Consider the following 11,281-nt stretch of genomic DNA (forward strand, 5'->3'; position numbering starts at 1 on the left):
CAGCTCCGAGTGGAAGATCTGTGTATCATTGCCATTATACACCAACCAGCAAGGTTGTAAGGTACGCCCTAGGCTGGCGGATGGAAGCCGGCCCAACCCCAACGACTTTGCAAAAGATCTCAAATCCATGCAAAAACAACTCGACGTATCTGCACGGGCGCGGTATACTGGTCTCGTACCGTGTGTAGATGGGGACGAGTCTGTTGGTTCAAGCAAGAACCCTCGCTTTGCCCATCTGACTGAATGAAGCGAGACGGGTATGCTCTACTTTCTTGGTGTATTGATCGCCATCGGTGCCGGGGTTGTTTTTGGCATCATGGGTTTGCTGACCATCTGGGGTGGTCTGCAGAGCATGAGGACCGAGATCGCACGTGATTATGTGCGCACGAGCGCAAGCAGTAGCACACGGATGACGACTCTTTTGCTCGTTGGCTTGCCGTTGATCATCACCGGTATCTTTGGTCTGCTGGCTGCCGGACGTTTATTTCAGGTCGGTCTCGGTCTGAGTTGACACGCACGCAGCCCCCATGATCGACCAGGCTCCTGTCTCAAGCCTGGTCTAATCTGTTGTCTCGGTTTTTGTTGTCTATCAGGAGGTTGTATGACCACTGCTCGCCCTCGCCCTGTGGTTCTGGCTATTATGGATGGTTGGGGTCTCGCTGCTGATGGCCCCGGCAATGCAGTCAGCCTTGCGCATACACCGCATGTTGATGCCTGGATCGAGCAGTCACCCTTTACGACGCTCAGCGCCTCAGGTCTGGATGTTGGCCTTCCCGAAGGGCAGATCGGCAACTCTGAGGTCGGCCATCTCAATATTGGTGCGGGATTTGTGGTCTACCAGGAGTTGACCCGGATCAGCAAAGCGATCCGAGATGGTGATTTTTTTACTAATGCCAATCTGCTCAAGGCGATTCGCCATGCCGAGCAGACGGGTGGTGCCCTGCATGTGATCGGGCTCTTTGGGCCTGGTGGGGTGCATTCCCACGAAGATCATTTGCATGCTCTGCTCGAACTGGCCCAGCGCGAACAGTTTGACCGGGTCTTCTTGCATCTCTTTCTCGATGGTCGCGATGTGTTGCCGCGCAGTGCGCTCAGTTTTATGGATCATCTCGATGCTGCGATGGCAAAGACCGGTGTAGGCAAGATTGCTACGGTGATCGGGCGGTATTATGCAATGGATCGCGATAAGCGCTGGGAACGTATCGGGCGGGCGTATGCGGCCATGACCGCCGGCGAGGGCGAGACTGCCCCGGATGCCCGCACGGCGATTAGCCAATCGTATGCAGCCGGGGTCAACGATGAGTTTATGTTGCCTACGGTGCTCGTCAAAAATGGCGCACCCGTGGCGACGATCCAGGATGGCGATGCGGTCATCTTCACCAATTTCCGTCCTGACCGGGGCCGCCAGTTGACCCGTGCGCTGGTTGTGCCTGATCTCAACGAACAGATCAAACAACACTACGCTCGCCAAGAGGAAGAAGGCCAGAAACTACCCGAGACTATCTGGCAACGCCCACGCCAAATCACCAATCTCGCTATGGTAACCTTGACCCGCTATGAGCGCGGCCTCCCGGTAGAGGTCGCCTTCCCGCCACGCCCTGTCAATGAACCCCTCGCCGCTGTCGTCAGTGCCGCAGGCAAAACCCAGTTTCACATTGCCGAAACCGAGAAGTATCCCCACGTCACCTTTTTCCTCAATGGGGGCCGCGAAGAACCCTTTCCAGGCGAAGATCGCATCCTCGTGTCATCACCCAAAGTGGCGACCTACGATCTCCAGCCCGAAATGAGTGCCTCCGGTGTCACCGACGAACTGCTCAAGGCGATCAAAAGTGAACAGTACGATCTGATCGTCGTCAATTATGCCAATCCTGATATGGTCGGACATACCGGGTTTATTTCAGCTGTGGTGACAGCATGCGAAACGGTGGATGCGAGTCTAGGTCAGGTCGTACCCGAAGTGTTGGCGCGAGGCGGGGCCGTGCTGATGATCGCCGACCATGGCAACGCCGAACAGATGATTGACCCTGAGACCGGTGGGGTTCATACTGCCCATACGACGAATCCGGTGCCCTGCATCCTCGTAGCCGCCGAAGGGCTTGGGCTTGGCAAAGGTGAGGTACGCCTGCGTGAGGGTGGCCGCCTCGCTGATATAGCTCCCACGTTGCTCGATTTGATGGGTCTCACGTACGCAGCCGATATGACGGGGCAAAGCCTGATCGAGCACATGTAGTTCGCTCTCTCCAGACAACAAAGCGCCGAGCCAACTTTCGCTGGCTCGGCGCTTTGTTGTCTGGAGAGAACCCAAAGCTTACACCTCGTCTACCGGGGGCATCTCTTCATCATCCTCATCCACAAGATCGAGGGTTACATCCTCAAATTCGGCCTCAAGATCGAGATCCATCGTGGCCATACCCTCTTCACCGATAATTGCCAGCAGTTTCGCCCGCAACTTTTCATCGGCATCCTGCTGATCAACGGTATCCTCAGGGTCAACAATGCCGAGCAACGTCTCGGCCCGGCGAACCTCATCGGGCGTGGGGGCCGACGCCTCCGCATTCACACCCTCTTCCATCATCCGAGCCATCTCACCAACAAGATCCTCACGCCGTGTACCATCGAGCAAGCGCTTTTCGATCCCCGATCCGGCAGGGATCAACTTGCCGATAACCACATTCTCTTTCAGACCACGTAGGTAATCCACTTTGCCGTTGATCGCCGCATCGGTCAAGACCCGTGTGGTCTCCTGGAACGAAGCTGCCGAAAGGAAGCTGTCGGTATTCAACGAGGCCTTGGTAATACCAAGCAGCACCGTTGCGGCTGTCGCCGGTTCACCACCCTGGCTGACAATATCGTTGTTAAGCCGACGGAATTCGGCAGCATCAATCAACTCACCAGGCAGCAACCCGGTATCGCCTGGCTCTTCGATGCGAACACGTCGCAACATCTGTCGGACGATCACCTCGACGTGCTTGTCATTGATATTCACACCCTGGCTACGATAGACCTTCTGGGCCTCATTGACCAGATAGCGCTGGACAGCTTCTTTCCCTTGCAGATCCAGCAACTCTTGCGGATTGGCGCTACCGTCGGTCAGGTGCTGACCGGCAACCACACGCTCACCACTTTCGACCCGCATACGCGACGTATGCGGAACCTTAAGTTCACGCTCTTCGCGATCTTCTTGGCTCACCACAATACGATCTTCGTAGACAAAGGCTCGTCCAGCCAACCGGGCGACAATCGGCAGTTCGGTACTATCCGCACGTAAAGGCTCAGCAATCGGCTGATTCTCAGCTACATCGCTCTCATTCTCGATCAGCGCACGATAGCCCTTAGGCAAAAGATACTCATCGGTATAAATCTCTGAGGCGACCACCCGAATCTGGCGCACCCCATCATCGTCTTTGGCAATTTGCACCACCCCATCAATCTCGGCGAGCAGCGCCTTACCCTTCGGAATGCGTGCCTCAAAGATCTCTTGAATACGGGGGAGACCCTGGGTAATATCGTCGGCCGAAGCCACACCACCGGTATGGAAGGTACGCAGCGTCAACTGCGTACCTGGCTCACCGATCGACTGAGCGGCAATAATGCCACACGCCTCACCGATATCCACCAGTTTGCCCGTTGCCAGATTACGGCCATAGCAGAGCCGACAGATCCCGTGTTCGGCCTGGCAACTCAACGTTGAGCGCACATAGAGCGAGGTCACATTGCGCTCTGAGAAGTAGGCCGACAACTCTTCATCAATCTCGGCATTGCGATCCGCCAGCATTTCACCGGTCTCAGGATCATAGACGGGTGCGGCAAGGATACGCCCGATCACGCGGAACTGAAGCTTCTCCATCAATTCATCGTCATCAGCCGCATGCAACCAGACCCCATTCTCGGTGCCACAATCCTCAATCGTGACAATCACATCCTGAGCCACGTCGACCAAACGGCGGGTCAAATAGCCAGCATCAGCCGTGCGCAACGCCGTATCAGCCAACCCCTTGCGACCACCGTGAGTGGAGACGAAATAGTCAAGCACCGAGAGGCCCTCGCGGAAATTGGCTTTGATCGGCAACTCGATAATCCGCCCGGTCGGGTCGGCCATCAAACCACGCATACCGGCCATCTGGGAAATCTGGTTGATGTTACCGCGGGCACCCGACGTAGACATCATCGCAACAGGGCCAAACTGATTCAGGTTTAGCTTCACCGCGTTGATTGTCTGCTTGGTCGCATCCTGCCACACACGAACAACCTCTTCGTAGCGTTCTTCCTCGGTGATCAAACCCCGCCGGAACTGCTTCTCGACATCAGCGACAATGGCCTCGGCGTTACTAATGATGTCATACTTAGCACGCGGCACCTCGATATCGTTGATACCGATGGTCATACCCCCGAGGGTCGCATACTTGAAGCCGAGTGCCTTGATCATATCGGCCTGAAGAGCGGTCTTCTCTGAGCCATAGATACGAGCAAGTTCATGATCGCTCCGCTGCCCATGGACGGCCCGGATCTCATCAAAATCCGCTTCCGAGAGATTCTTCAGCGTCGTATAGTACTTATAACAATCAGCAATGATCTCCTTGAGGCCCTTCTTATCAACCAGACGATTGCGATAGCGGAGCGGTTCAAGCAACTGATTGTTGAGCAGCACCCGGCCAATCGTCGTCTCGATCAACATCCGGGGCGTCCCATCGGCAGTGGAGGGGAGGATACGGGTCTGTTCATCGCGGTCATTCTTGCCTGCCGGAGCGCCCTCCATCCGGATCAAGATCGGAGCCTGAATATCGAGCAAGCCCTGATCATAGGCCAGCATCGCCTCATCAACCGACGAGAACTTCTTACCGCTGCCCTTCGCACCATCCTTGACCATCGACAGATAGTAACAACCAAGCACGATATCTTGCGACGGCGTAATGATCGGATCACCGTGAGCCGGGCTCAGCAGATTATACTTGCTCAGCATCCGCGAGCGCGCCTCTTCCTGCGCCTTGCGCGAAAGCGGCACGTGGACAGCCATCTGGTCACCGTCAAAGTCGGCGTTAAAAGCGGCACACACAAGCGGGTGCAACTGGATGGCCGAGCCTTCAATCAACTTGGCCTCAAAGGCTTGGATCGAAAGCCGGTGCAGCGACGGCGCACGATTGAGCAGCACGAGATAATCTTTGATCACCTCTTCCAGCACATCCCAGACCTCAGGGCGCACACGCTCAACAATGCGCTTGGCACTCTTGATATTATGCGCAAAACCCTTCTCGACCAAGCGTCGCATAACAAAGGGCTTGAAGAGTTCAAGCGCCATCTTCTTGGGAAGACCGCACTGGTGCAACTGGAGATTCGGGCCAACCACAATGACTGAACGACCCGAATAATCAACGCGCTTACCCAGCAAATTCTGCCGGAAACGCCCCTGCTTGCCCTTGAGCATATCCGAGAGGCTCTTGAGGCGATGCTTGCCCTTGCCCGAGACAGCGCGGCCACGGCGGCCATTATCAATCAGCGCATCAACGGCCTCTTGCAACATACGCTTCTCATTGCGCACAATGATTTCGGGCGCATTGAGTTCCATCAACCGCTTGAGACGATTGTTCCGGTTAATCACACGGCGATAGAGATCATTGAGGTCACTGGTGGCAAAACGGCCACCATCAAGTTGCACCATCGGGCGAAGATCGGGTGGAATAACTGGCAGCATCGTGAGGATCATCCACTCGGGCTTATTGCCACTCTTGCGGAAGGCCTCAACAACACGGAGGCGCTTGGTCGCCTTTTTGCGACGTTGGCCCTGGGTCGTCTGCACTTCAAATTGCAACTCTTCAGCCTGCTTCGCGAGATCAACCGTCGCCTCAATCAATTCACGCACCGCACCTGCGCCCATATCCGCCCGGAAGACCCCGGGGGCAACCTCGCGCAACTGGCGATACTCATTCTCGGTGAGGATCCGGCACACCTTCAAGCCTTCAAGCAGGTCAAGCTTCTCTTTCTCTTCGCGTACCAGCCCCTCAAGTTCACGCAGGAGGCGCTCCTGAAGCTTCTCTTGCTCTTGCGAAACCTCATGCTCTTTGCGTTCACGCTCGGCCCCTGTCAGCAACTCGGCATCTTCAAGATCGCGCTGACGGCGGGCCTCCAGGGCCTCAAGTTCTTGCTCGACCATCTCTTCGAGCTGATCAATGATCCGCTCGCTGATAAGCTCACCCTCTTCAAGAATCGTCGTCCCCCGAAAGAGCACATCTTCATCGGTGGGTTCACCGGTCAACTCTTCGAGGCGCTCGCGCAGGCGATCAGCCTCATTGGTAATCTCTTCGCGGAGGCGCTTATAATCTTCTTCAATGCGATGCTGCGTGCTCACCTGAGCAGTATCCATCCCGCCCAGATCCTGGGTCAGCAAGGTACTAAACTCGATGCGCTTCTCCTCAGCCTGACGCTGTACCTTCTCGCGTTTTTCGGCATACTCTTGCTGGATCACCTCACGCGTAGCCTGCCGCAGATCCTCTTTGACCTCCACAATCACATAGGAGGCAAAATAGAGTACCCGTTCGAGGTTACGAGGGCTAATATCGAGCAACAACCCGAGCCGACTCGGCGTACCCTTCACAAACCAGATATGGCTCACCGGGGACGCGAGGCTAATATGGCCCATCCGATCACGACGAACCTTCGCCCGGGTGACCTCAACGCCACACTTATCGCAGACGACACCTTTATAACGAACGCGCTTGTACTTCCCGCAGTAACACTCCCAATCCTTCGTAGGCCCAAAGATGCGCTCACAAAACAACCCATCACGCTCAGGTTTCAGGGTGCGGTAGTTAATCGTCTCAGGCTTCGTGACTTCGCCATGCGACCAACCCCGAATATCCTCGGGTGAGGCAAGGCTGATCCGAATTGCGTTGAAGTCGTTAATCTCAAGCATAGAAGCTGACTCCTCAGGCGAAAGATACGCAGCGCAGCGCTGACGCATCCCCGCAGTGATCGTACCGTGCTCAGGGCGTTTCTTCGGCTGCCAGTTCAGAAAGTCCGGCACGGCGCGATGGCTGCTTGCCGGTTTAGCGCTCGACCAGTCTCCTGGATCGAGCTAGCTACCAGCCATCGCGCCGCCCGAGAGGGGCTAGAACTCGCCGCGTTCCATACCGCTCAGATTGATGCCATCAAGCGAAGCCATATCTCCATCGGCATCATCAGTGAGCTCGACGGGCTTCTCGTCTTCGCTGAGCACTTCGACACTCAGACCGAGCGACTGCAATTCCTTAATAAGCACCTTGAAGCTTTCGGGCACCCCAGCCTCCTGGATCGGCTCACCCTTGACAATCGCCTCATAGGTCTTCACCCGGCCTACGACATCATCTGACTTGACCGTCAGCATCTCCTGGAGAATATAGGCGGCCCCATAGGCTTCGAGGGCCCAGACCTCCATTTCACCGAAGCGCTGACCACCAAACTGGGCCTTACCACCCAGCGGTTGCTGAGTCACCAGGCTATAGGGGCCCGTCGAACGAGCGTGAATTTTATCTTCAACCAGGTGGGCAAGCTTGAGCATATAGGCATAGCCAACCGTCACCGGATGATCAAAGCGTTCGCCTGTGCGACCGTCATACAGCGTCACCTTGCCATCACGGGGCAAGCCAGCTGCAATCAAATGTTCCTTGATCTGTTCTTCGCGCGCCCCATCAAAGACCGGCGTTGCGACGCGGAAGCCCAGGCGTGCGGCGGCCCACCCGAGGTGAGTCTCAAGGATCTGCCCGATATTCATGCGTGAAGGGACGCCAATCGGATTGAGGATAATATCGACGGGGCGTCCATCGGGCAAGAAGGGCATATCTTCAATCGGGAGAACCCGCGAAACGACACCCTTATTACCATGGCGACCGGCCATCTTGTCACCAGCGCTAATTTTGCGCTTTTGACAGAGCAGCACACGCACCGTCTGATTGACGCCGACGGGCAACTCGGCCCCTTCGCTACGCGAGAAGACTTTGACATCAATGACCTTGCCACGCACCCCGTTGGGCACGCGCAGCGAGCTATCCTTGACCTCACGGGCCTTCTCACCAAAGATAGCCCGCAACAGGCGCTCTTCAGCAGTCAGATCGGTTTCACCCTTGGGCGTAATCTTACCCACCAGAATATCGTTGGGTTGCACTTCTGCACCCACATAGATGATGCCACGCTCATCAAGATTGCGCAGACTATCCTGACCGACATTCGGAATATCGCGGGTAATCTCTTCGGGTCCAAGCTTGGTATCACGTGCCTCGACCTCATACTTCTCGATATGGATCGACGTAAAGATATCTTCACGCACCAAGCGCTCAGAGACCAGAATCGCGTCCTCGAAGTTACCGCCCTCCCAGGGCATATAGGCAACTAGAATATTCTGGCCAAGGGCAAGTTCACCATTATCGGTACTCGAACTATCCGCAATCACATCACCGGCCTTGACCTTCTGGCCTTTGAGGACTGCTGGACGCTGGTTAATGCAGGTATCCTGGTTGCTGCGCATAAACTTGCGCAGGCGATACTCACGCTCGTAGCCATCGTCTTCCTGGATGATAATATGTTCGCTCGTGGAACTGACAACCACCCCTGACAGACGCGCCACCACCACCTGACCCGAATCGCGGGCAGCGCGGTACTCCATCCCCGTCCCCACGATCGGAGCATCAGGGCGCAAGAGCGGCACAGCCTGGCGTTGCATATTCGAACCCATCAGGGCACGGTTCGCATCGTCGTGCTCAAGGAAAGGAATCAACGCCGTCGAGACACTGACCACCTGCTTGGGCGACACGTCCATATAATCAATCCGGTCGACGCGTTCCTGGACAAACTTCTCGGCAAAACGACACGAGGCAGACGCCTCCACAAAGCGATTATGCTCATCAATAGGAGCATTTGCCTGAGCCACAATGAAGCGATCTTCTTCATCGGCGCTCAGATACTCCACCTCTTGCGAAACAACCGGCTGGATGCGAATCGACTTGAGCGGCAAGCGGGCAATCTTCTCGGCAAGGGCCCGATTCACTTCGGTGGCTGCCTCAGCGATCGTCTCATCGGTATCGGGGTCGACCACATCTTCACGCAGGATCTGACCGCGGAGCAACCCAACGGTAATCCGGAAGGCAGTCGCGTCATCAACCCGCGCACCTTTGGCTGCAATCAGATCGCCCGTACGCAAATCGCGCACATCCCGCAGCAGCACGCCACGCTCAACCCAGAGGGGCGCATTATCGACGGCATTATAGACCTTGCGATACGGCGTCTCAAGGAAGCCCATCTCATTGACCCGTGCAAAGGTCGACATCGTACCAATCAGACCGATATTCGGCCCTTCCGGTGTCTCGACGGGGCAGATACGGCCATAGTGACTATGGTGGACGTCGCGCACCTCAAAGCCAGCACGATCACGGGAAAGCCCACCGGGACCAAGGGCCGAGAGACGGCGCTTATTGGTTAACTCGGCGAGCGGATTAGTCTGATCCATAAACTGACTCAACTGCGAGCCACCAAAGAACTCGCGCATTGCCGCCACCACGGGGCGAATATTGATCAGGCCATTGGGGGTCGCACTCTCAGGATCTTGGAGCGACATCCGCTCTTTGACCACCCGTTCGAGGCGGAGCAACCCAACGCGGAACTGCTGCTGGATCAACTCACCAACGGTACGCACACGGCGATTGCCGAGGTGATCGATATCATCCGCACGCCCGTGACCATTATTCAGCAGGATCAGTTGCTCAACGATCTTGACAATATCGCGAGGCAGCAAAACACGCACCGCCATACTCGGCCCATCACTCTTGCCATCGCGGCGCGTTTCACGCTCCCAAAGATTCTTATTGAGCTTATAGCGTCCAACCTTCGCCAGGTCATAGCGGCGAGAATTAAAGAGCAACGACTCGAGCAACGAGCGCGCATTCTCCAGGGTTGGTGGATCGCCGGGACGTAGGCGCTTGTAAAGTTCAAGGAGCGCCTCTTTGGCATTATGGGCAGGATCTTTATCAAGCGTCGCCTGGGTATACGGATGATCGGTCAGCGTATCAACCTGGCGCAGCAATTCAATAATCTGATCATTCAGACCATGCTGATCAAGCTCATTATCGGGCACCCAGCGCCCATTGCCATCTTCATCGGCCTGCCAGGCCATAATGGCCCGGAGCAGAATCGTTACAGGAATCTTGCGTTTGCGATCAACCTTGACGCTAATCACATCCCGCTTATTGGTCTCAAACTCAAGCCAGGCCCCGCGATTCGGGATCAATTTGGCTGAATGGAGGGCCCGCCCGGAGGTTGGATCCTTCTCATCTTTGAAATAAACCCCTGGCGAACGGATCAACTGCGAGACCACCACCCGCTCGGCACCATTATAGATAAAGGTACCGTTATCCGTCATCACCGGAAAATCACCAAGAAAAATCTCGGACTCTTTAATCTCACCCGTCGAAAGAATCCGCAACTCGACATTCACCCGCAGGGGGGCCGCATAGGTGAGATCGCGTTCACGGCACTGAAACTCATCCAGGCGCGACTCACCAAAGACATAATCTTTAAAGTGAAGTTCAAGGTTCTTGCCGGTAAAATCCGTAATCGGTGAAATCTCTTCGAATAACTCACGCAGGCCCTCGCGCCGAAACCAATCAAAGCTGTTGACTTGGGTCTCGATCAGGCGCGGCACCTCGATCGCATCATAGATCTTGGCGAAAGAGCGGCGCTCGATCCGGCGGATCCGTCGCCCATTGGCGCCCGGGTCAATCGGCGCGATCAGGGGCTGGAGAACCACGGACTCAATCAACGGGGGCATACTCACCTCATTCTTCGTCGTCATCCTCTGAGCAGCAAGACTCAGATAGCTGACGGCATCCGCTTCACGACGCTACCGACACGCGGCGACAGCCAGAAAACAGAAAGCGCCCGTCATCGGCGGTAAGCCTCAACGGGCTACCGGAACGACTGGCGGGATCCGGACACGCGATGTTGTTTCAACTGGCCTGGAGCTCAGGCATATCCATGCGACCATAACATCCTGGTTAGCAAGACAAGACAACCAACCAGGTCGAGAGCTTATCCAATTTTGACTGCGAACAAGGAATATACCATCCTCTACCAACATTTGTCAAGCGAAACATACGTACTTTAAAGCATTCGCTCTTTATTGTACCACAAGCCAGCGGTGTACGTGCATCATGGCAATGCGAACTCAGCCCTAGCTATGCCTGTAGGGCGATTGCATCATACGAAACCGGATACAAAAAGACGCTCTATCAGGGCACCCGCAAGGGGTGCCCCTACAGGC

Annotated in this window: 4 protein-coding genes; 2 read left to right on the top strand and 2 right to left on the bottom strand. The window is 55.8% G+C overall.

Annotated features, from left to right (window positions below):
* Window positions 1-259: 259 nt before the first annotated feature.
* Both A9Q02_RS19845 and gpmI read left to right on the top strand, forming a co-directional pair.
* Window positions 260-511: a hypothetical protein gene (locus A9Q02_RS19845; RefSeq protein WP_097654812.1), complete on the top strand. Its 252-nt coding sequence runs from the start codon at window positions 260-262 to the stop codon at window positions 509-511.
* A gap of 90 nt (window positions 512-601) precedes the next feature.
* Window positions 602-2,230, top strand: coding sequence for a 2,3-bisphosphoglycerate-independent phosphoglycerate mutase (gpmI, locus tag A9Q02_RS19850; protein WP_097654813.1), 1,629 nt, complete (start codon window positions 602-604; stop codon window positions 2,228-2,230).
* 78 nt (window positions 2,231-2,308) lie between these two features.
* Here gpmI and rpoC read toward each other — a convergent pair whose 3' ends face one another.
* Both rpoC and rpoB read right to left on the bottom strand, forming a co-directional pair.
* On the bottom strand, window positions 2,309-6,907 hold the full coding sequence (rpoC, locus tag A9Q02_RS19855; RefSeq protein WP_097654814.1) for a DNA-directed RNA polymerase subunit beta': 4,599 nt from the start codon (window positions 6,905-6,907) through the stop codon (window positions 2,309-2,311).
* Window positions 6,908-7,102: 195 nt separating this feature from the next.
* On the bottom strand, window positions 7,103-10,789 hold the full coding sequence (gene rpoB / locus A9Q02_RS19860) for a DNA-directed RNA polymerase subunit beta (protein ID WP_097654815.1): 3,687 nt from the start codon (window positions 10,787-10,789) through the stop codon (window positions 7,103-7,105).
* Window positions 10,790-11,281 lie beyond the last annotated feature (492 nt).

The sequence above is a fragment of the Candidatus Chloroploca asiatica genome, assembly GCF_002532075.1.
Classification (GTDB): Bacteria; Chloroflexota; Chloroflexia; order Chloroflexales; family Chloroflexaceae; genus Chloroploca; species Chloroploca asiatica.